Annotated in this window: 20 protein-coding genes; 14 read left to right on the forward strand and 6 right to left on the reverse strand. The window is 38.2% G+C overall.

Annotated features, from left to right (window positions below):
• The first annotated feature begins 26 nt into the window (after positions 1–26).
• From ACNHOZ_RS15665 to ACNHOZ_RS15690, 6 genes are all read left to right on the forward strand, one after another.
• Positions 27–575: a peroxiredoxin gene (locus ACNHOZ_RS15665; RefSeq protein WP_014461006.1), complete on the forward strand. Its 549-nt coding sequence runs from the start codon at positions 27–29 to the stop codon at positions 573–575.
• Between the two features lie 102 nt (positions 576–677).
• Positions 678–1,124 carry a TlpA family protein disulfide reductase gene (locus tag ACNHOZ_RS15670; RefSeq protein ID WP_028414116.1) on the forward strand — a complete coding sequence of 149 codons (447 nt, stop codon included), beginning with the start codon at positions 678–680 and terminating at the stop codon, positions 1,122–1,124.
• Between the two features lie 187 nt (positions 1,125–1,311).
• On the forward strand, positions 1,312–2,208 hold the full coding sequence (gnd, locus tag ACNHOZ_RS15675) for a phosphogluconate dehydrogenase (NAD(+)-dependent, decarboxylating) (RefSeq protein WP_025749395.1): 897 nt from the start codon (positions 1,312–1,314) through the stop codon (positions 2,206–2,208).
• Positions 2,209–2,467: 259 nt separating this feature from the next.
• Positions 2,468–4,204 carry an ABC transporter ATP-binding protein gene (locus tag ACNHOZ_RS15680; RefSeq protein ID WP_221832913.1) on the forward strand — a complete coding sequence of 579 codons (1,737 nt, stop codon included), beginning with the start codon at positions 2,468–2,470 and terminating at the stop codon, positions 4,202–4,204.
• A gap of 15 nt (positions 4,205–4,219) precedes the next feature.
• Positions 4,220–6,025 (forward strand): ABC transporter ATP-binding protein, encoded by a 1,806-nt coding sequence (locus ACNHOZ_RS15685; protein WP_048020015.1) that lies wholly within the window; start codon positions 4,220–4,222, stop codon positions 6,023–6,025.
• A 149-nt stretch (positions 6,026–6,174) separates the two neighbouring features.
• A complete protein-coding gene (locus ACNHOZ_RS15690) occupies positions 6,175–6,837 on the forward strand; it encodes a potassium channel family protein (RefSeq protein ID WP_028414113.1) in 663 nt (220 codons plus the stop codon).
• A 42-nt stretch (positions 6,838–6,879) separates the two neighbouring features.
• Here ACNHOZ_RS15690 and rnjA read toward each other — a convergent pair whose 3' ends face one another.
• The gene (rnjA, locus tag ACNHOZ_RS15695) at positions 6,880–8,547 is read right to left on the reverse strand and encodes a ribonuclease J1 (RefSeq protein ID WP_013056048.1); all 1,668 of its coding nucleotides are present in this window, start codon (positions 8,545–8,547) and stop codon (positions 6,880–6,882) included.
• Positions 8,548–8,552: 5 nt separating this feature from the next.
• Positions 8,553–8,762, reverse strand: coding sequence for a DNA-dependent RNA polymerase subunit epsilon (locus ACNHOZ_RS15700; RefSeq protein WP_013056049.1), 210 nt, complete (start codon positions 8,760–8,762; stop codon positions 8,553–8,555).
• A 548-nt stretch (positions 8,763–9,310) separates the two neighbouring features.
• On the opposite strand from ACNHOZ_RS15700, the gene ACNHOZ_RS15705 reads away from it, so the two are divergent.
• Entirely contained in the window at positions 9,311–10,093 is a 783-nt protein-coding gene (locus ACNHOZ_RS15705) for a Cof-type HAD-IIB family hydrolase (protein WP_048020014.1), read from the forward strand.
• 29 nt (positions 10,094–10,122) lie between these two features.
• On the opposite strand, the gene def is transcribed toward ACNHOZ_RS15705, so the two are convergent.
• Both def and ACNHOZ_RS15715 read right to left on the reverse strand, forming a co-directional pair.
• Positions 10,123–10,677: a peptide deformylase gene (gene def, locus ACNHOZ_RS15710; protein ID WP_028414111.1), complete on the reverse strand. Its 555-nt coding sequence runs from the start codon at positions 10,675–10,677 to the stop codon at positions 10,123–10,125.
• Between the two features lie 174 nt (positions 10,678–10,851).
• Positions 10,852–10,962 (reverse strand): YjcZ family sporulation protein, encoded by a 111-nt coding sequence (locus tag ACNHOZ_RS15715; protein ID WP_016763434.1) that lies wholly within the window; start codon positions 10,960–10,962, stop codon positions 10,852–10,854.
• A 169-nt stretch (positions 10,963–11,131) separates the two neighbouring features.
• Here ACNHOZ_RS15715 and ACNHOZ_RS15720 point away from each other — a divergent pair, with 169 nt between their 5' ends.
• The 6 genes from ACNHOZ_RS15720 to ACNHOZ_RS15745 all read left to right on the forward strand — a co-directional run bounded on the left by ACNHOZ_RS15720 (position 11,132) and on the right by ACNHOZ_RS15745 (position 17,785).
• Positions 11,132–11,797, forward strand: a complete 666-nt coding sequence (locus ACNHOZ_RS15720) for a YkyA family protein (RefSeq protein ID WP_028407940.1) — start codon at positions 11,132–11,134, stop codon at positions 11,795–11,797.
• 581 nt (positions 11,798–12,378) lie between these two features.
• Positions 12,379–13,494 carry a pyruvate dehydrogenase (acetyl-transferring) E1 component subunit alpha gene (gene pdhA / locus ACNHOZ_RS15725; RefSeq protein WP_013056054.1) on the forward strand — a complete coding sequence of 372 codons (1,116 nt, stop codon included), beginning with the start codon at positions 12,379–12,381 and terminating at the stop codon, positions 13,492–13,494.
• A 3-nt stretch (positions 13,495–13,497) separates the two neighbouring features.
• Complete coding sequence (locus tag ACNHOZ_RS15730; protein WP_013056055.1) at positions 13,498–14,475, forward strand: alpha-ketoacid dehydrogenase subunit beta; 978 nt, start codon at positions 13,498–13,500, stop codon at positions 14,473–14,475.
• 102 nt (positions 14,476–14,577) lie between these two features.
• Positions 14,578–15,879 carry a dihydrolipoamide acetyltransferase family protein gene (locus tag ACNHOZ_RS15735; protein ID WP_028414110.1) on the forward strand — a complete coding sequence of 434 codons (1,302 nt, stop codon included), beginning with the start codon at positions 14,578–14,580 and terminating at the stop codon, positions 15,877–15,879.
• 3 nt (positions 15,880–15,882) lie between these two features.
• The gene (lpdA, locus tag ACNHOZ_RS15740; RefSeq protein WP_013082295.1) at positions 15,883–17,295 is read left to right on the forward strand and encodes a dihydrolipoyl dehydrogenase; all 1,413 of its coding nucleotides are present in this window, start codon (positions 15,883–15,885) and stop codon (positions 17,293–17,295) included.
• A 247-nt stretch (positions 17,296–17,542) separates the two neighbouring features.
• Complete coding sequence (locus ACNHOZ_RS15745; RefSeq protein WP_033578408.1) at positions 17,543–17,785, forward strand: hypothetical protein; 243 nt, start codon at positions 17,543–17,545, stop codon at positions 17,783–17,785.
• 49 nt (positions 17,786–17,834) lie between these two features.
• Here ACNHOZ_RS15745 and ACNHOZ_RS15750 read toward each other — a convergent pair whose 3' ends face one another.
• Complete coding sequence (locus ACNHOZ_RS15750) at positions 17,835–19,355, reverse strand: glycine betaine uptake BCCT transporter (RefSeq protein ID WP_048020013.1); 1,521 nt, start codon at positions 19,353–19,355, stop codon at positions 17,835–17,837.
• 393 nt (positions 19,356–19,748) lie between these two features.
• Here ACNHOZ_RS15750 and ACNHOZ_RS15755 point away from each other — a divergent pair, with 393 nt between their 5' ends.
• On the forward strand, positions 19,749–19,874 hold the full coding sequence (locus tag ACNHOZ_RS15755) for a GapA-binding peptide SR1P (protein WP_013056059.1): 126 nt from the start codon (positions 19,749–19,751) through the stop codon (positions 19,872–19,874).
• Between the two features lie 38 nt (positions 19,875–19,912).
• Here ACNHOZ_RS15755 and ACNHOZ_RS15760 read toward each other — a convergent pair whose 3' ends face one another.
• Entirely contained in the window at positions 19,913–21,388 is a 1,476-nt protein-coding gene (locus ACNHOZ_RS15760) for an aminotransferase class I/II-fold pyridoxal phosphate-dependent enzyme (RefSeq protein ID WP_028414107.1), read from the reverse strand.
• Positions 21,389–21,708 lie beyond the last annotated feature (320 nt).

Below are 21,708 nucleotides of genomic sequence, written 5' to 3' on the forward strand. Positions count from 1 at the left end.
TTAATAATTATTTGGAGGGATCATGTATGCCAGAACGTATGGTAGGTAAACAAGCTCCACGCTTTGAAATGGAAGCTGTATTATCAAACAAAGAATTCGGTAAAGTTAGCTTAGAAGAAAATATTAAAAATGACAAATGGACAGTATTATTCTTCTATCCAATGGACTTTACATTTGTATGTCCAACAGAAATCACTGCACTTTCTGACCGTTATGATGAGTTTGAAGATCTTGACGCAGAAGTAATCGGTGTTTCTACAGACACAATCCATACACACTTAGCTTGGATCAACACTGATCGTAAAGATAATGGTTTAGGTGATCTTAAATATCCATTAGCAGCTGATACAAATCACGTTGTTTCTCGTGAGTACGGCGTTTTAATTGAAGAAGAAGGTGTAGCACTTCGCGGTTTATTCATCATCAGCCCAGAAGGCGAATTACAATATTCAGTTGTAAACCACAACAATATTGGCCGTGACGTTGATGAAACTTTACGTGTTCTTCAAGCGTTACAAACTGGCGGACTTTGCCCAGCTAACTGGAAACCAGGTCAAGCTACTTTAAACGCGTAAGCACAACGTTTAAAAGGTCTAACGTCCACGTTAGGCCTTTTTTTCATCGGATAATAAAGAACATATAGTCAATAATAGTGAAAACAAGGGAGGCTTTTATTCATGAAATTACGTCAGCCAATGCCTGAGTTAACGGGCGCTACAGAATGGTTAAACGGAGAGGTTACAAAAGAGCAGCTAATTGGCGAAAAGCCAACGCTTATTCATTTTTGGTCAGTAAGCTGTCATCTATGTAAAGAAGCAATGCCTCAAGTAAATGAATTTCGCGACCAATACAAAGAACAACTAAACGTAGTAGCCGTTCATATGCCGCGCTCTGAAGATGATTTAGACTTAACAAAAATTAAAGAAGTAGCAGCAGAACACGATATTACGCAGCCAATTTTTGTAGACAGTGAACATAAATTAACGGATGCATTTGAAAATCAATATGTACCGGCATATTATGTATTTGACAAAACAGGTCAGCTACGCCACTTCCAAGCTGGTGGAAGCGGTATGAAAATGCTTGAAAAGCGCGTGAATCGTGTATTAGGCGAGAACGAATAAATACAGGCAGTTGTAACAGGTGAAAAGCATTCGATGCTTAGTAGAACTTGCATCGAATGTTTTTCTTTTTTGTGTGTAGGAAGTAACTGATAAAGGAAATATAAAAATGTGGATTTTTTCTTGTGAGTTTACACCATACTAACACTAACAACATGATACGAAACTTACTATTGGAGGTAATTTACATATGAAATTAGGTATGATTGGCTTAGGGAAAATGGGAGCAAACTTAGTATTGAATTTACTAGATCATAACCATTCTGTGGTAGCATTCGATGTGAACAACGAAGCCGTACAGAAAGTATCAGAAAAGGGAGCAGAAGGCGCTTCTTCCATTCAAGAATTAGTAAGCAAATTAGAAAAACCACGCATTGCTTGGGTAATGGTTCCAGCCGGAGAGCTCACAGAAAAAGTAATTTCTGAGCTTCAAGAATTACTTGAAGAAGGAGATATGATTATCGAAGGCGGTAATTCTAAGTATAAAGATTCCGTACGACGTGCTGCAGCTTCTGCTGAAAAAGGAATTCACTACTTCGATGTTGGAACGAGCGGCGGAATGGAAGGTGCCCGAAACGGCGCTTGTATGATGATTGGCGGAGATAAAGAAGCATTTGCTACAATCGAACCTATTTTCCGCGACATCAACGTAGAAAATGGCTACCTCTATTCAGGTGCAGCAGGAAGCGGTCACTTCTTGAAAATGGTTCATAACGGAATTGAGTACGGCATGATGCAAGCAATTGCTGAAGGTTTTGATGTGTTAGAGAAAAGTGAATTTGACTATGACTACGAAGCTGTAGCCCGCGTATGGAACAATGGCTCTGTTATTCGCTCATGGTTAATCGAATTAATGGAACGTGCATTTTCAAAAGATGCAAAACTTGACAGTATTAAAGGAGTTATGCATTCTTCCGGTGAAGGGAAATGGACGGTTGAATCAGCTTTAGATTTACAAGTGCCAACGCCAGTTATTGCTTTATCTTTAATGATGCGCTATCGCTCACTTGAAGATGATACGTTTACAGGTAAAGTAGTTGCCGCTCTTCGCAATGAGTTCGGCGGACATGCAGTGGAAAAACAATAAAAAAAGAAGCTGGGACAAAAGTATTTTAGACGAAGTGAAAAACGAACCATTGATCAATATGTTTGATTAGTGGTTCGTTTTTTTGTTTGAGTGAATAGTTTCGTCTTTAGATGGAATTCATTTAGCTATATCCCAACCTCTTTTTTATGACTATTTACCTTTTTTTGAAAAAATATCTAAAAATTATGGTAATTTATTTCGGGAACCGATATATTTAAATATGTGTGCCACATCTTAGCTAAGGGAAAGGACGGGGTATATGGGAACGTTTAAAAAACTAAAAGATTTTTATTTGCCGTACCGAATGTACTTTTTTTATTCTGCTATTTGCTTGTTATTTGTAACCTCCATCACTGTGATTTACCCTATTGTGCTGCAATATACGATTGATCATATCGTGTTAGGAAAACAATATCAGCTAGTCGATAATGTAGCATTTATTTTTATTGGACTGATGATCATCAAAGGAATCTTTACATATATTCAGCAATATTACGGCGACTTATTTGGAATTAAGTCCGTGTATACTCTTCGCAATAAACTTTACCGCAAACTTCAGTATTTACCGTTTTCTTATTATGACAATGCTAAAACAGGGGACTTGATGTCCAGGTTGACAGCTGATGTAGAAGGATTTCGTTTTTTTCTATCTTTTGGCTTCTCAGAATTAATTCGCTTCGTCATTTTACTTACTGCCAGCTTTTCCGTTATGTTCTATTACTCTATTTCACTCACTCTTGTCACAATTTGCCTGCTGCCTTTTTTGGGGGTAGCTGTTTATCGTTTTGATAAACGCGTTCATCCAGCGTTTCGCTTAATTCGCCAATCGTTTGGAGAACTTAATACAAATGTTCAAGAAAATATAAGCGGCATACAGACGGTCAAATCATTATCAAGAGAAAAATTTCAAACCTCTAAATTTAACGATTCCAACGGAGTTTATAAAAATCGAAACATTGAAACAGCGAATGTGTGGGCAACTTATTTCCCCTTAATGGAGTTTATAGGGAATTTATCTATTGTTGGTCTCCTTGCTTACGGAGGAGCGCTTGTTATGAACGGAAGCGTACGTCCTGGAGAGCTTGTTGCTTTCTTTAGCTTAACCTCTTATTTAATGTGGCCGATTATGAATCTAGGGTTTGTTATCAATATGTTTTCACAGTCTAAAGCTTCAGGTGAAAGGCTGCTAGAAATTTTAGAAGAAGAAGAAAAAGTCCATGAGCATGCCGGAAGTTTCTCTATTAATGGAACGGTCGAGTTTCAGCATGTTAGCTTATCCTATCCAAACGAGGATAAAAAATCGCTTGAGAACATATCGTTTTCTGCTTCTAAAGGGAAAGTAGTAGGTTTAATCGGTGCAACTGGAGCCGGCAAAACAAGCTTAACACAGCTGCTCACGAGGTTTTATGAACCGACTTCAGGACAGATCTTAGTTAACCATCGTCCGATTAAAGAGTATCCGCTCTCTGTTCTTCGGAAAGAAATTAGCTTTGTACTTCAAGAAACGTTTTTGTTCTCAAGCAGCATAGGAACCAACATCTCTTATGGCGTGCCGGGTATTTCTAGAGAAGACATTATTGATGCTGCAAAACGAGCGCAGGCGCATGATTTTATTATGGAGCTTCCAGATGGATATGATACGATGCTGGGAGAGAGAGGACTGGGGTTATCAGGCGGGCAAAAGCAGCGTATTGCGATTGCACGAGCGCTTATCTTAAATCCTAGTATTCTAGTATTAGATGATGCCACCAGTGCCGTTGATATGAAAACAGAAAGAGAAATTCAATTGGCTTTAAAAGAAGTGATGAAAAATCGTACGACGTTTATTATCGCGCACCGCCTTTCTTCTTTGCGACATGCCGATGAAATCTTGGTCTTACATCAAGGTCGTATAAAAGAGAGAGGAAGCCACGAAACGCTCATTCAAAAGCAAGGGATTTATAAAAACATTTACGACATTCAATATGAAAGCAGTACGTCGGTGATGAACGTATAACAAGGGAGGAATAGAATGGCAGGCGAAAAAAATAAAGTTGTGCGAGAGCGCTTTTATTATCAAACAGATCAAATCATTGATAAGACGTTTAACTGGAAGCAAATGGCCCGCTTGTTTCGTTATCTTCATCCATATCGAAAAAACTTGCTTCCTTTCTCGTTTCTTATGGTCATTATCACGACGGTCATTAGACTCGCTATTCCTATTTTGATAGGTGTCTATACGCTTGATCATGCTGTAAAAGATAAGAATAGCACGCTGCTCATGCAGTTAGTTTTCATCATTTTTAGCTTGTATATCCTATCTTATATTGCGAATGTCTTTCGGATTAAATGGATGAATCAACTCGGGCAGCACGTGATATATGATTTAAGAAAACATTTATTTACGCATGTTCAAGGGCTGTCGCACCGGTTTTTTGATACGCGTTCAGGAGGCTCTATTCTTGTAAGGATTATGAATGATATTAACTCTCTTCAAGATTTATTTACCAACGGGGTAGTTAACCTATTTATGGACCTCTTATTGTTAGTGGGAATTGTGGTTATATTATTTTCTCTCAGTCCTGCTTTGACATGTGCTGTTTTAGTCATTTTACCGATTATGTTTTTGATTTCTACAAAGCTGAGAAGAAGAATCCGCCGGTCATGGCAAGTTGTTCGTATGAAGCAGTCAGTATTAAATTCACATTTAAATGAGAGTATTCAAGGCATTCGCGTTACTCAATCATTTGCTCAAGAACAAGAAAATATGCTGTTTTTTGATCGCATAAACAGTGAAAATTACGAGAGCTGGAGGCAAGCTACTCGAAAAAATGCCATGTTTCGACCGTTTGTAGAACTCACAAATGCTGTCGGAACGGCCATTTTAATTTGGTTCGGTGCTGCACTTATTCAAGATGAGCGGCTAACAATTGGTATTTTTGTATCATTTGCTTTTTATCTCGGGATGTTTTGGGAACCGATTTCTCGTTTAGGGCAAGTGTACAATCAATTATTAATGGGAATGGCTTCATCCGAGCGCATTTTTGAATTTCTAGATGAAAAACCTCTCGTCGCAGATTTGGAAACCGCTACGTCTTTAGAGAATATGAAGGGGAAAGTTGAGTTCAAGCACGTCTCATTTTCTTATGATGGGAAGCGTAAAGCTCTAAACAACGTATCAATTGAAATAAAAGAAGGACAGACGGTTGCTTTAGTGGGGCATACTGGATCTGGAAAAACGTCCATTGCTAATTTAATCACACGTTTTTATGATGTGAACAAAGGGCAGATTTTAATTGATAATATGCCTATTCAAGATATTACGTTAGCGAGTTTACGAGCACAAATTAGTATTGTGCTGCAAGAAACCTTTATTTTTTCAGGAACCATCACGGAGAATATTCGGTTTGGAAAACCGGATGCTACCGATGATGAAGTGATTAAGGCCGCAGAAGCGGTAGGGGCTGCAGATTTTATAAAGCGTCTGAAAAAAGGCTATGATACGGAAGTAGAAGAGCGAGGAAACGTTTTATCGGTGGGAGAGCGTCAATTGATTTCATTTGCTCGAACGCTGTTGGCTGATCCTCGTATTATCATTTTAGATGAAGCGACAGCAAGCATCGATACAGAAACAGAAGTGAAGATTCAACAAGCGCTTAAAACGCTGTTAAATAACAGAACGGCCATCATGATTGCTCATCGGCTATCGACTATACGAGAAGCAGATAACATCATTGTGTTAGACCACGGAAGCATTATTGAAACAGGCAATCACAGGGAACTTATGCAGCAAAAAGGCGTATATTATTACCTTGTTCAAACCCATGCTACAGCTTAAAAAACAGAAGGAGCTAATCCTTCTGTTTTTCTATGAGAAATAGTAAAGACATATAAGCGTTGTTAACGGGAAAATGAGGTTGATACAAAAGAATTGTGGTAAAATAACGGTAGTTCAGATTTTTTCCTGTACATAATGGAGGAATTCAAATGAAAAAAGAATTTGCAGTCATCGGATTAGGTAGATTTGGTGGAAGTATTTGTAAAACATTAAGCGATCAAGGAATGGAAGTTCTGGCGATTGACATTGATGAAGAAAAGGTAAATGAGTATGCTAACGTTGCTTCGCATGCAGTAGTAGGCGATTCAATGGATGAAGGGGTTCTAAAAAGTTTAGGAATTCGTAATTTTGATCACGTTATCGTAGCTATTGGCGACAATATTCAGGCAAGTATTTTGACGACCCTTATACTAAAAGAGCTGGGGGTTGAAAAAATAACGGTAAAAGCGCAAAATGATTATCATGCCAAAGTATTATCAAAAATTGGCGCCAATTTTATCGTGCATCCCGAACGAGATATGGGACGAAGAATTGCCAATAACATGATTTCAAACAGCGTGCTGGATTATTTGGAGCTATCTGAAGAACACAGCATTGTCGAATTAGTAGCAAGCAAAAGAATGGCTGGCAATACGCTGATTGAGTTAGACATTCGTGCGAAATATGGTATTAACATTGTAGCCATTAAGCGTGATCGAGATATCATCGTTTCTCCTCAGGCGTCCGAAACGATACAAGAAGGAGACGTGTTGATTGTTATTGGAGCAGACGCAGATATCAACCGCTTCGAAAATAAATTTGCCAGTTCCTAATAAAAAAGAGCAGATGCAATTGCATCTGCTCTTTTTCTTTTATTAAACCTCCATAATGATTGGTAAAATCATTGGACGGCGCTTTGTTTTTTCGTAAAGGAATGGAGCCAATGTGTCTGTGATTTCATTTTTAATCTCAGACCATTGTGACGTACGACGTTCCATCACTTTGTTCAAGTGTTTTGTAATGAGGGACTGTGCATCATTAATTAAGTCGCCAGATTCGCGCATATAAACAAAACCACGAGAGATAATGTCTGGACCAGCAGCGATCTTGAAGTCTTTCATATTGATGCTTACAACGACAATAACAAGTCCTTCTTCAGATAAAATGCGGCGGTCACGAAGTACGATATTTCCAATGTCACCAATTCCGCTTCCGTCAATATATACAGAGCCTGAAGGGATTTTTCCAGCTACTGAAGCTTCACTGTCGCTTAAAGCTAGCACCTCTCCATTATCCATAATGAAGCAGTTTTCTTCAGGAACTCCACAGTCTGTTGCAAGTTTGATGTGCATCTTCTGCATGCGATACTCACCGTGAATTGGCATAAAGTATTTTGGTTTCATCAAACGAAGCATTAATTTTTGCTCTTCCTGTCCGCCGTGTCCAGAAGTATGGATATCGTTTAGAGCACCGTGAATAACCTCTGCTCCTGCACGGAATAGCATATCAATTGTTTTGCTAACACTTACTGTATTTCCTGGAATAGGTGAAGATGAGAACACAACCGTATCTCCAGGGATAATTTGAATTTGGCGGTGAGTACCGTTTGCAATTCTAGATAGCGCTGCCATCGGTTCACCTTGGCTGCCTGTACATAAAATAGTCACGCGGTTAGCTGGAATTCGGTTAATTTGAGAAGGCTCAATGAACGTATCTTTTGGACATGAAATATATCCAAGCTGTTGGCCAATCTCAATAGCTGCTTCCATACTGCGTCCGAATACAGCAACTTTGCGGTTATGCAATACGGCTGCTTCCACTACTTGCTGTAAGCGGTGAATATTTGAAGCAAACGTTGCAAAAATAATACGGCCGTCTACTTTACGGAAAATGTCATGAATGCTGTCACCTACGCGGCGCTCAGACATCGTAAAGTTAGGAATTTCACTGTTTGTACTGTCTGAAAGCAAGCATAGAACGCCTTCTTTACCGATTTCAGCCATTTTTGTTAAGTTAGCCGGTTCGCCCACTGGTGTAAAATCAAACTTGAAATCTCCTGTATGTACGATTTGTCCGTTTGGTGTTTTTACCACAATTCCGTAAGAATCAGGAATACTGTGAGTTGTACGGAAGAACGTTACCGATGTTTTACGGAATTTAATTACGTCATCTTCAGTAATTTCATGAAGCTGAGCTGTACGAAGCAACCCGTGCTCGTCTAATTTGTTGCGAAGAAGTCCAAGGGCTAATTTCCCTGCATAAATAGGAATGTTTAATTCTCTTAATAAGTAAGGAATTCCGCCGATGTGATCTTCATGACCATGTGTAACGAAAAGGCCACGGATTTTATCTGCATTTTTTACCAAATAACTGTAGTCAGGAATAACGTAGTCAATTCCTAAAAGCTCATCTTCAGGGAATTTAATTCCTGCATCAATAAGAATAATTTCATCTTGAAACTGTACGGCATACGTATTTTTACCGATTTCGCCTAGTCCACCCAGGGCGAAAACTGCCGTTTGATTATTTTTTACAAATTTCATTTTCATCATATCTCCAATACTTTAAAATCTTCATGCTGTTGTTCATATTCTAGATAGTCTCCAGTCACTGCTTGAACAAACTCAATATTAATTGAACGCGCTTTTAACTTTTTACGAACGTCACGCTCAGAATCTGCGTTCACATACACTGTTTTTGTATTTTCACGTACAGCTACTTCACTCATTTTTTCTTGAAAATAAACTTTAAAAATCATAACAAAAATCTCTCCTTAATTCCGAAATTCAAATAACTTATTTTATTATATTATAAAATGTGTATGTATTTCATGTATTTTCTAAAGAAACTTGCTTTCACTACATTTTAGTCATCTAAATATAACAAGTCAATTAATTATAGAATAATATTAATAGGAAACGGATACAAGACTATATTTTCCGGGCGTATAAAAAATAAGGGCTATTCCATTGTACGATGCAGACACACACTCTGCAAATTTTACAACAGAAAGCCCTAAAAAAATCGATTATGCCATCGTTTTTTTACGCAATAATTCATTCCAGCGTTTTAGCAGCCTTTTTCGAAAATCTTTTAACATGATTTTTCAGCTCCTTTGTTTTTTGCAATACCTGCCTGTCTCTCTCTGTACTTTTATTATATGATGAAAAGCGAGAGGTTTCTCGTGGTTAAATATGGAAAAATTGTAAATAGGGGCGTCCATTTATAGAGAAATCAGTACTTGTTTGATATAATTGGAAAGGCTTAACAAAGAGATAAAAAATTATAAAAAATAAGGTGATAAACGTGGAACGAAAGATTATTTTTTTTGATATTGATGGAACGTTGTTGGATCATGATAAAAAACTGCCTGCTTCTACAAAAAAAGCTGTCCAGCTGTTAAAAGAGCAGGGGCATGAAGTGGCAATTGCAACTGGAAGGGCTCCTTTTATGTTTAAAGATCTGCGTGAAGAGTTGGATATTCAAACATATATTAGCTTTAATGGTCAGTACATTGTTTTAAATGGAGAAGTTCTTTACAAAAACCCGTTAAATAAAGAAGAGCTTCAGGATTTAACAGCTTTTGCTGTTGAGCATGATCACCCTGTCGTATACATGGATCATGAAGATATGAAATCAAACATTGAATTTCATGACTATATCGAATCCAGCATCAGCACGCTGAAAATTGGATTTACCCACCCTCACCATGATCCTGCTTATTTCAAAGGGCGTGAAATTTATCAATCCCTCTTATTCTGCACAGCGGGAGAAGAAGCTCCTTATGAAGAAACATTTAAGAAATTTGATTTTATTCGCTGGCATGAATTTTCAACTGATATTCTGCCAAAAGGTGGATCAAAAGCGCGAGGGATTGAGACCATGATCGAAAAACTTGGCTTTGACAAAAAAGATGTATATGCATTCGGAGACGGCTTAAACGATATCGAAATGCTTGAATTTGTCGGAAATGGCGTAGCGATGGGAAATGCGGAAGAAGTCGTGAAAGAAGTGGCTGATCTTGTTACAAAAGATGTAGCAGAAGATGGCATTCTCCACGGATTAGAGCTAGTGGGATTATTAAAATAAGAAAAAACGCGAGCTCTGGCTCGCGTTTTTTAGCGTTCGTATGGAAAAGCATTTTCAGGTTCTTGAAATGGATGTTCTTTATTAATGTAATCATAAAACATAATTCCGTCTAAATGATCAATTTCGTGCTGAAATACGACAGCAGGAAGGCCTTTCAAACGAATTTTTACTTCTTCGCCTTCAAGCGTTGTGCCTTTTACTGTGATGCGTGCATATCGAGGAACAAATCCTGGGATATCTTGATCGACAGACAAGCAGCCTTCGCCGCCTGTAAGATATGTCTTTTCAACGGAGTGGCTAATGATCTTAGGGTTAAATAATGCATAGCTGTATAGCTTACCTTTTTCATCCGTAACGTGTACCCCAATCATTCGTTTTGATACATTAATTTGAGGAGCGGCAAGTCCGATACCAGATCGCAGTCCATATTTAGCAGCAATTTCAGGGTCTTGGCTGTTTTTCACATATTCTAATAAGCTATGTAAAATCTTTTTGTCTTCTTCAGAAGCAGGTAACGGTACTTCTTTTGCTACTTCTCGCAGCGTTGGGTGTCCGTCTTGGATAATATCGTTCATTGTAATCAACTTTCACATCTCCCTAGGCTATTTTATAGGTATAAAGTGTACCAAATCCGTATAAAAAAGTCATTACCTCGACCTTGACCACATAAATGTTTCTACTAATTATATGTATCAAACATTTGGAAAAACATGCATAAGAAAAAATAAAAGCGGCAGTTAGCCGCTTTTATTGTATAATTACCAGCCGCCACAGCTGCAGCCGATAATAACTAATAAAATGAACAGTACGATTAATAACACGAAACCTTTATTAGAACCGCCGCAGCCATATCCACCATAACCCAACATAATGTAACCTCCCGTAGTTATCAATCCCAAGGTAAAAAGTAATAAACTCCCTTTTTTTCACGATTGGGTTAGTATAATATATTAAAAGGTGGAAAAAGGGTGTAGATAAATTGCTAATTTCCTACAAAAATTGTATAATGACCCATGAATAAGGGAGGATTTACCAAATATGAAATGCGTCGGAAGATATATAGTTATTGGCATTGCTGCTATGTCACTAGCAGGCTGTGCAGAGGGCTCATCGCCTGAACTTGAGGTATATAATGGATTAGAAAAAGTGGTAGCACAAGAAAAGCAATTTGCTGATCAGCAAAAACCGTTAGCTGATTTAGAACAGCAAGAAAATGCGATATACGACCAAATTATTGAGCTAGGGATTAAAGATAAAAAGAAAATAAAAAATAAAGCACAAAAAGCGCAGCAGTTATTAGATGAGCGTGAAAATAAATTACAAAAAGAAGAAAAAAGCATCAGCGCTTCGCAAAAACAGTTTGAAGCGACAGAGCCAAAGATCCAAAAGCTAGAGGACGGCAAAGCAAAAGAAGAGGCGCTTGAACTATCTTCGTTAATGAAGAAGCGTTATAAGGCCTACCAGTCCTTACATGATGCCTATCTTCATTCCATTGAATTAGATCGTCAGCTATATACGCTCTTTGAAAAAGACAATGTGAAATTAGAGAATCTTGAAACACAAATCGCTTCGATCAATGCTACTTATAAAGAAGTTGAAAAGAAAAAAGAAACGTTTAACACACTAACAGCTGACTATAACAAAGCCAAAGAAGATTTTTATAACAAAACGAAGTTAAAGGTGAAAAATAGCGAGGATAAATAAGAAGGCCTGTGAAGTTTACAGGTCTTTTTTTTTGGCTGAAAAGGAAGGTTTTCTGAAATAAAGAAAGAGTTTCGACACGATTCAAGTAAAAATTACAAAAGGTTATTGTTTTAAAAAATCGTTTATTTGTGGCAAGATAGGAGATGTGCAGACGTAAAAAAAGAGAAGGTTATTATAAAACATATAATACAGTTTGTATCTGTGTAATAGTACAGCATGTCTTTTTTATGTGTTTTATTTCACAAACTAAAAAAGCGTAATTTCTTGATGTAAATGCATTGACGAACTGTTTTAGTGTATTGTAAACTAGGTAGCGTAGTAAGTGTTGTATTAATCATTTTTGCAAAATAATTAATACAGTTTAACGAAACGCTCGTTTCGCTTAAACTTTCCTTTTACGTAAATGTTTGCACAGAATTCGCTGGGGAATACATAGAAATGTTAAGGATTAGCGAATTCAAAAAGCTACTCGACAAAATATGACTTTTACTTGTCCATTTGGGACATTCTAAAAGCGTGTATGTTTGTTTGATTAGTAAAATGAATTTATACGGCTTAAATGAAAGGAAGAGGTGACTTAGATGGCTGCTAAAACTAAAAAGGCTATTATTGATGTATCAAAGCAACTTGATAAAATCGCTGAGCAGTACCAAACGTTCCAAATTCTTAATGAAGAGGGCGAAGTAGTAAATAAATCAGCGTTGCCAGATTTATCTGACGAAAAATTAAAAGAGTTAATGACTCGCATGGTATACACTCGTATTCTTGATCAACGTTCAATTTCATTGAACCGTCAAGGTCGTTTAGGTTTCTATGCACCAACTGCTGGGCAAGAAGCTTCTCAAATCGCTTCACATTTCGCATTAGAAAAAGAAGACTTCATTTTACCTGGGTACCGTGATGTGCCTCAGTTAATTTGGCATGGTCTTCCACTATATCAAGCGTTCTTATTCTCTCGTGGTCATTTCCACGGTAACCAAGCGCCAGAAGGTGTAGATGTACTTTCTCCACAAATCATCATCGGTGCACAAATCGTGCAAACTGCTGGTGTGGCACTAGGTCTTAAAAAGCGCGGTAAAAAAGCAGTAGCGATCACTTATACAGGTGACGGTGGAGCTTCACAAGGTGACTTCTACGAAGGTATGAACTTCGCAGGTGCATTCAAAGCTCCAGCAATCTTTGTTGTACAAAACAACCGCTTTGCAATTTCAACACCAGTTGAAAAGCAATCTGCAGCACGTACAATCGCTCAAAAAGCAGCGGCTGTTGGTATCCCAGGCGTTCAAGTAGACGGTATGGATGCACTAGCAGTATACGTTGCAGTAAGCGAAGCTCGTGAGCGTGCAGTAAACGGTGAAGGTCCAACTTTAATTGAAACATTAACTTACCGTTATGGTCCACATACAATGGCTGGTGACGATCCAACTCGTTATCGTACAGCTGAGCTTGACACTGAGTGGGAAAAGAAAGATCCACTTGTTCGCTTCCGTAAATTCTTAGAAGCTAAAGGCATCTGGAATGAAGAAGAAGAAAACAAAGTAATCGAGCAAGCTAAAGAAGATATCAAACAAGCTATTAAGAAGGCTGACGATTATCCAAAACAAAAAGTTACAGATTTAATGGAAATTATGTACGAAACTATGCCTTCAAACTTACAAGAGCAATATGAAATCTACAAAGAGAAGGAGTCGAAGTAAGCCATGGCGCAAATGACAATGATTCAAGCGATTACTGATGCGTTACGCACAGAAATGAAAAACGACGAAAACGTATTAGTTTTTGGTGAAGACGTTGGCGTAAACGGTGGAGTATTCCGTGCGACTGAAGGTCTTCAACAAGAATTCGGCGAAGATCGCGTATTCGATACGCCATTAGCTGAATCTGGTATCGGTGGTCTTGCTGTGGGTCTATCGACTCAAGGTTTCCGTCCGGTTCCTGAAATTCAATTCTTTGGTTTCGTATACGAAGTACTTGATTCTGTATCAGGTCAAGCTGCACGTATGCGCTACCGTTCTGGCGGTCGCTGGAATGCACCAATCACATTCCGTTCACCATTTGGTGGAGGCGTTCATACACCAGAACTTCACGCTGATAGCTTAGAAGGTATCGTAGCATCTCAACCTGGTCTAAAAGTTGTAATTCCTTCAACTCCATACGATGCAAAAGGTCTTTTAATTTCATCAATCCGTGATAACGATCCGGTTGTATACTTAGAGCACATGAAGCTTTACCGTTCATTCCGTCAAGAAGTACCTGAAGAATCATACACTATTGACTTAGGTACAGCTGATGTGAAACGTGAAGGTACAGACGTAACGCTTATCGCTTACGGTGCAATGGTACACTCATCGTTAAAAGCAGCTGAAGAACTAGAAAAAGAAGGTATCTCTGCTGAAGTAGTGGACTTACGTACAGTTCAACCTTTAGATATCGATACAATTCTTGCATCAGTTGAAAAAACTGGTCGCGTAGTAGTAGTTCAAGAAGCTCAAAAACAAGCTGGTATCGCAGCTAACGTTGTAGCTGAAATTAACGATCGTGCAATCTTAAGCTTAGAAGCACCAGTATTACGTGTAACAGCACCGGATACTGTGTTCCCATTCTCTCAAGCTGAGGGCGTATGGTTACCAGACCACAAAGACATCGTTGAAACAGCTAAGAAAGTACTTGAATTTTAATTAGCATTTTACTGTGATAGAAATCAGCTTTGTGCTGATTTCTGTCTTAGATAAAATAAACACTAACAAATTGAACGCAACTAACTAGGAGGGTGAAGACACGTGGCATTTGAATTTAAACTGCCGGATATCGGTGAAGGTATCCACGAAGGTGAAATTGTAAAATGGTTCGTAAAAGCTGGAGATGAAATTGATGAGGATGATGTACTAGCAGAAGTACAAAATGACAAAGCTGTTGTTGAAATCCCATCTCCTGTAAAAGGTAAAGTATTAGAAGTAAAAGTTGACGAAGGTACAGTAGCTACTGTAGGACAAGTTATCGTTACTTTTGATGCTCCTGGATACGAAGACTTAAAATTCAAAGGTGACGATCATGATGATGCACCAGCAGAAGAAGCTAAAGAAGAAGCTTCAACTGAAGAAGTGACTGAAGAAGCAACAGCTCCTGCAGCACAAGCTGATGTTGATCCTAACCGTAAAGTAATTGCTATGCCTTCAGTGCGCAAATATGCTCGTGAAAAAGGTATAGACATTAAAGCTGTTCCTGGTTCAGGTAAAAACGGACGTATTGTTAAAGATGACATCGATAGCTTCTTATCTGGTGGCTCTACAGCTACAGCAACTGCTGAAGCTCCAGCTAAAGAGGAAACTGCTTCAGCTGAACCAAAAGCAGCAGCAGCACAAGCTATTCCTGAAGGCGATCTACCAGAAACTCGCGAGAAAATGAGTGGTATCCGTCGTGCAATCGCAAAAGCTATGGTTAACTCTAAACACACTGCTCCACACGTAACATTAATGGATGAAATCGATGTAACAGCTCTTGTTGCTCATCGTAAAAAATTCAAAACAGTTGCAGCAGATCAAGGTATTAAATTAACATTCTTACCTTACGTGGTAAAAGCGTTAACTTCAGCACTTAAGAAGTTCCCAGCTCTTAACACTTCAATTGATGATTCTACAGATGAAGTAATTCAAAAACATTACTACAACATCGGTATCGCTGCTGACACTGAAAAAGGTCTTTTAGTACCAGTTGTGAAAAATGCTGATCGTAAATCTGTATTCGAAATTTCGGATCAAATTAACGACCTTGCTGGAAAAGCACGTGATGGTAAATTAGCTCCTGCTGAAATGAAAGGCGCTTCTTGTACAATTACAAACATCGGTTCTGCTGGTGGACAATGGTTTACTCCAGTTATCAACCACCCAGAAGTTGCAATTCTAGGTATCGGACGTATCGCTGAAAAACCAGTTGTACGCGACGGTGAAATTGTAATTGCTCCAGTATTAGCATTATCACTAAGCTTTGACCACCGTATTATCGATGGCGCAACAGCTCAAAACGCTCTTAACCAAATCAAGCGTTTATTAAATGATCCAGAATTATTATTAATGGAGGCGTAATAAATGGTAGTAGGAGATTTCCCAATCGAAACTGATACTCTTGTCATTGGTGCTGGCCCTGGTGGCTACGTTGCAGCAATTCGTGCAGCTCAATTAGGTCAAAAAGTTACAATCGTAGAAAAAGGTAATCTTGGAGGCGTATGCTTAAACGTTGGTTGTATTCCTTCAAAAGCATTAATCGCTGCAGGTCACCGTTTCGAACATGCTAAACATTCTGAAGACATGGGGATTATCGCTGAGAACGTAACAGTTGATTTCTCTAAAGTTCAAGAATTCAAAAACGGCGTTGTAAACAAACTTACTGGCGGTGTTGAAGGCCTTCTTAAAGGTAACAAAGTTGACATCGTAAAAGGTGAAGCTTACTTCGTTGACAGCGAAACTGTACGTGTAATGGATGAAAATTCAGCACAAACGTACAAATTCAAAAATGCAATCCTTGCAACTGGTTCTCGTCCAATCGAGATCCCTGGATTCAAATTCTCTGAGCGCGTAATCAACTCTACAGGTGCATTAGCGCTTAAAGAAGTTCCTAAAAAATTAGTTGTAATCGGCGGAGGTTACATCGGTACTGAGCTTGGTACTGCTTTTGCTAACTTCGGTACAGAAGTTACATTTGTAGAAGCTGCTGATGAAATTCTAGCTGGTTTTGAAAAACAAATGAGCTCTCTTGTTAAACGTAACCTTAAGAAAAAAGGAAACGTTGAAATCTATACAAAAGCAATGGCTAAAGGTGTTGAAGAAACTGCTGACGGCGTACAAGTTACGTTTGAAGTAGGCGGAGAGTCAAAAGTAATCGATGCTGACTACGTATTAGTTACTGTAGGTCGCCGTCCTAACACTGATGAGCTTGGTCTTGAGCAAGTTGGCGTTAAAATGACTGACCGTGGTCTTATCGAAATCGATAACCAAACTCGTACATCTGTAAGCAACATCTTTGCAATTGGTGATATCGTAACTGGACCACCACTTGCACACAAAGCTTCTTACGAAGGTAAAATCGCAGCTGAAGTAATCGCTGGCGAACCTGCTGAAATTGACTACTTAGGAATTCCAGCAGTTGTATTCTCTGAGCCTGAGCTTGCATCTGTAGGTTATACTGAAGCACAAGCGAAAGAAGAAGGATTAGCTGTTAAAGCTTCTAAATTCCCATTCGCTGCTAACGGACGTGCGCTTGCACTTAACGCTGCAGAAGGCTTCTTGAAGCTTATCACTCGTAAAGAAGACGGAGTAGTTGTTGGTGCTCAAATCGCTGGACCTAGCGCATCTGACATGATCGCTGAACTTGGTCTTGCTATCGAAGCTGGCGTAACAGCTGAAGATATCGCATTAACAATTCACGCTCACCCAACATTAGGTGAAATTACAATGGAAGCTGCTGAAGTAGCTATTGGAAGCCCAATTCACATTGTAAAATAATTTTTTTAAAAAGCTGATGCATATGCATCAGCTTTTTTTTGAAAAAAAACGGTTTTCATAAAGTATCAGATGCTTGTCAGACAGTTTTTGTTGCTGATGAGTATTCCTTTGGGAGAAACGTGTAAAAAGCGCTGAGACAGTCTTAAATGAGCTCTAGATGCATACATATGAAGTGGGACGTGCTTTGCTTATAGTTGGATACAAAATTGCTTCTTTGAATAACGAATGAAAAGGCGGCGAAGGAGCTATGAAGACATATTTCGTTTGGAGCTTGCACATTGTTATTTGGATGGGGTATTCACTGGTTGAATTATTATCAAAACGTGATCAATTGACATCTAAAATTATTTTATTTTTAGTATTTGCTTATTTAGCTTACGGTATAGCAGAAATGAACGTCAAATCTAAAAGACTGGCGCTTATGATGACGGGCACAACGTCAGCTATCTGCTTGACATGTTATCAACTAATTTTATTTTGCACGGCATAAGAGTGCATAAAAAAAGCGTTAGCTTATATAAGCTAACGCTTTTTTTGTCTTACACAGATTTGTTTTCTCTTTTTAACGCGCCTTCTTCTTTAAATGCTTTCATTAATGAGAAGACCGTTAGCACCAGCACAATTGAGAATGGAAGTGCTGCTATAATCGCAGCTGTTTGGAGCGCATCCAAACCACCTGTCCAAAGCAGAATGATTGCTGTTAACGATTGAATTAAGCCCCACGTAAGCTTAATAGAGCCTGAAGGATTTAGATCACCGTTTGTTGTCTGCATTCCTAAAACAAATGTAGCTGAGTCAGCTGATGTAATGAAGAATGTAGCAATTAAACAAATAGCAACAATGGACATGAACGTACCAAATGGAAACTGTTCAAGTACGTAGAATAAAGCAACTTCTGTTCCTTTATTATTGATAACATCCATAACAGGAAGATCCTTAAAAAAGTCTAAATAAACCCCAGAACCTCCGAATACAGCAAACCATAATCCGCCAAATACGGTCGGAACAGCTAGTACACCAATTAAAAATTCTCGAATGGTTCTACCTCGTGAAATACGAGCAATAAACGTACCAACGAACGGTGCCCAGGCGATCCACCATGCCCAGTAGAAAATTGTCCAATCTCGAACCCAGGTGCTGTTATCAAACGGGCTCAATCGAAAACTCATCGACGGCAAGTTTTGAATGTAGCTGCCAATTGTTGTAACGAATAAGTCCATAATAAAGTTGGTTGGACCTGCAAATAACAAGAATAGCATTAACAGAATAGCTAAAACAATATTAATGTTACTCAAATACTTAATACCTTTGTTCAGACCTGTCTGTGCTGACAGCATGAACAAGAACGTTACGATAATAATAACAATTAATTGAGTCGTGAAATTATTATCAATACTTGGCGATAAGTAAGAGGCTCCACCAGTAATTTGAATAGCGCCAAGTCCTAGAGATGTTGCTACCCCAAAGACAGTTGCAAATACGGCGATGACGTTTATGACCGTTCCAAGAGGTCCATCCACACGTTTTCCTAGTAGTGGACGTAAAATATTACTGATGATGAACGGGTAACCTTTTCTAAATTGAAAGTATGCAAGGGCAAGTGCAAGAACGGAATAAATAGCCCAAGGATGTAAACCCCAGTGGAAAAACGAATAACGTAGAGCTGCACGAGCTGATTCTGCTGTACCGCCTTCACCAGAAGGTGGAGTATGAAAATGATTGATTGGTTCTGAGACACCCCAAAATACAAGACCAATTCCCATACCAGCACTAAATAACATGGCAAACCATGAGACATAACCATACTGAGGTTTTTCGTCAGGCTTCCCTAGTTTGATGTTTCCGTACTTCGAAAAAATTAAGTACAGCGTAAAAACTAAGAATAATGTAGCTGCTAGTAAGTAATACCAGCCAAATTTCTCGATGATAAAACTATGTATTGCCGACGTGACAGGTGTAAGCCCCGCGCTTCCTAGCACAGATTCGGGAATAACACCCCATACGATAAATACTGCAGCAATAATAACCGAAATGATAAAAACGGGAGTCAGTTTTTTCATCGATTAACACTCCTTTCCTATTCTATTTTACATAACATAGTGTTTCATATAGCCTTTTCAGCTATACATGAAACCACATGGTTATACATTCTAGTAAAGTTTGTATGAAATGTCTACCCTATTGGTAAGAAAAAAAGGCAAGATCTCAAATTCTTATTTTTCGTAATTATTTTAAAGTGCCGAAATAGATATAAAATTAGACATAGTTTTTTTATATAAATAGAGATGATGCTAAGGGGTCAGTTTTTTAAAAACAAATATAACATTTATGAGAAAAATATTTTTAATGTGACATACTAATTAGTTGTTGACATATTTAATGTGACATAATAATATAATATCAAGAGTTGTAAAACGCTTACAAAAAAAGACGGTTAAAGGGGAGTTTACAAAATGGGAACAATCGTATGTCAAACATGTAACTGCACAATTGATCATTTCGAAGATGAGAAAGTGACGCGATTATACTCAACATGTAAAAGCGGAGAATGTCAAAAAGCAGATGAAGATTTAGATTAATTCAATAAAAAAAAGGTGCGGAATTCCGCACCTTTTTTTTATTGAATTGCTTTATGTTCTTTAATGACACGAAATGTCTTTAATTCAAAATCTTCCGGACCCTGCACTGGTAAACCTGCCTCTAAGTTTGTTTCAATGTAGGTTAAATTTTCCTCAGTGATGATTTCCCCAGGAATAAAAATAGGAATACCAGGAGGATAGACCATTACAAATTCTGCAATAATACGACCTGCTGACTCATGAAAAGGTACCACTTCGGTTTCAGCGTAAAAAGCATCACGAGGTGTTAAAGCCAATACAGGAATATCAGGTAATAAAATAGCCGGTTTTGCCGTTGTCTCAGAAAGGTTATGGAATTTTGCGGATAACTCACGCAGAGCTGTGACAAGACGTGAAAGATCTTCTTCTGTATCTCCGGGCGTGATAATACATAGAATATTATAAAGGTCAGACATTTCCACTTCGATATTATGAGCTTCACGCATCCATTTTTCTACGTCATAGCCCGTAATTCCTAAATCTGAAACAGAAATAATTAATTTAGTAGGGTCTAAATCATACGTAGCTTTTGTGCCTAAAATTTCTCTGCCTATACATCGGATATGCTCAATTGTATTAATTTCTTTTCGTGCTTTTTCAGCAAGAGAAATTGCACGTTCAGCCAGCTCTTTTCCTTCTGTAGCTAGACGTTTTCGTGCAACATCTAAAGAAGCCAGCAGCAGATAAGAGGTTGATGTTGTTGTCAGCATGCTTAAAATAGACTGTACGCGTTTTGGAGAAATTAAGCCTTCGCGTATGTTTAAAATGGAACTTTGCGTCATAGAACCGCCTAATTTATGCACGCTTGTTGCTGCCATATCTGCACCGGCCTGCATAGCAGACAGAGGCAAATCATCATGGAAGTGAATATGAACGCCGTGAGCTTCATCAACAAGTACAGGCACTTGATACGAGTGGGCAATTTCTACGATTTTACGAAGGTCTCCGGAAATTCCAAAGTAAGTTGGATTGATAACAAGCACTGCTTTTGCTTCAGGGTGCTGCTTTAAGGCTTTTTCTACAGAGTCCGATGTAATACCGTGAGAAATGCCAAGATTTTCGTCAATTTCAGGATGAATAAAAATAGGCGTAGCTCCTGAAAAAACAATCGCACTCATAACAGATTTATGCACGTTTCTAGGAACGATAATTTTATCTCCAGGTCCACATGTCGCCATAACCATTGCCATAATTGCTCCGCTCGTTCCTTGAACAGAGAAAAAAGTATGATCAGCACCAAATGCTTCTGCAGCTAAATCCTGCGCTTGTTTGATAATGCCTTTTGGCTGGTGAAGATCATCAAGGGGACCGATATTAATTAAATCAATGGATAAAGCATCATCGCCAATAAATGAGCGGAATTCAGGATCCATTCCATTTCCTTTTTTATGTCCAGGGATATGGAATTGTGTTGGGTTTTTCTTAGCGTGATTAACTAATCCAGTAAATAATGGAGTTGAAAATTGAGAAGACAACTTTGCTATACACCTCTTTTATCATAAATTGTCAGTCCCTCTAAGCAAAGCTTAGAGGGACTTTGATTGTTTTTTTATCAAATTACAGCATTCAATTTTATATACCAAAAACTAATGGCTGTTGAATTATACATATTAAAATATCAGATCTTTTTTCTATAAAAGAAATTCAACAGAAATTCTACTCCGCAGTTTTCTTGATTTTAACCATTATATAAATGAATGAAACGCGTATGTTTACTACTGTTTGATAATATAAATACAATTTTTAGTTAAAAAAATACAAGTAATTGTAAACTGCTTATTACTTATTATTTTAT

Source organism: Priestia sp. D51, from assembly GCF_053345675.1.

Bases quoted from the DNA above. Each gene is read 5' to 3' on its own strand.
- ACNHOZ_RS15720 (WP_028407940.1), top strand. From the start codon at position 11,132: ATGAAATGCGTCGGAAGATATATAGTTATTGGCATTGCTGCTATGTCA.
- ACNHOZ_RS15680 (WP_221832913.1), top strand. From the start codon at position 2,468: ATGGGAACGTTTAAAAAACTAAAAGATTTTTATTTGCCGTACCGAATG.
- ACNHOZ_RS15715 (WP_016763434.1), bottom strand. From the start codon at position 10,962: ATGTTGGGTTATGGTGGATATGGCTGCGGCGGTTCTAATAAAGGTTTC.
- ACNHOZ_RS15665 (WP_014461006.1), top strand. From the start codon at position 27: ATGCCAGAACGTATGGTAGGTAAACAAGCTCCACGCTTTGAAATGGAA.
- ACNHOZ_RS15755 (WP_013056059.1), top strand. From the start codon at position 19,749: ATGGGAACAATCGTATGTCAAACATGTAACTGCACAATTGATCATTTC.
- gnd (WP_025749395.1), top strand. From the start codon at position 1,312: ATGAAATTAGGTATGATTGGCTTAGGGAAAATGGGAGCAAACTTAGTA.
- ACNHOZ_RS15750 (WP_048020013.1), bottom strand. From the start codon at position 19,355: ATGAAAAAACTGACTCCCGTTTTTATCATTTCGGTTATTATTGCTGCA.
- ACNHOZ_RS15670 (WP_028414116.1), top strand. From the start codon at position 678: ATGAAATTACGTCAGCCAATGCCTGAGTTAACGGGCGCTACAGAATGG.
- ACNHOZ_RS15730 (WP_013056055.1), top strand. From the start codon at position 13,498: ATGGCGCAAATGACAATGATTCAAGCGATTACTGATGCGTTACGCACA.
- ACNHOZ_RS15690 (WP_028414113.1), top strand. From the start codon at position 6,175: ATGAAAAAAGAATTTGCAGTCATCGGATTAGGTAGATTTGGTGGAAGT.
- ACNHOZ_RS15745 (WP_033578408.1), top strand. From the start codon at position 17,543: ATGAAGACATATTTCGTTTGGAGCTTGCACATTGTTATTTGGATGGGG.
- ACNHOZ_RS15700 (WP_013056049.1), bottom strand. From the start codon at position 8,762: ATGATTTTTAAAGTTTATTTTCAAGAAAAAATGAGTGAAGTAGCTGTA.
- rnjA (WP_013056048.1), bottom strand. From the start codon at position 8,547: ATGAAATTTGTAAAAAATAATCAAACGGCAGTTTTCGCCCTGGGTGGA.
- ACNHOZ_RS15685 (WP_048020015.1), top strand. From the start codon at position 4,220: ATGGCAGGCGAAAAAAATAAAGTTGTGCGAGAGCGCTTTTATTATCAA.
- pdhA (WP_013056054.1), top strand. From the start codon at position 12,379: ATGGCTGCTAAAACTAAAAAGGCTATTATTGATGTATCAAAGCAACTT.
- lpdA (WP_013082295.1), top strand. From the start codon at position 15,883: ATGGTAGTAGGAGATTTCCCAATCGAAACTGATACTCTTGTCATTGGT.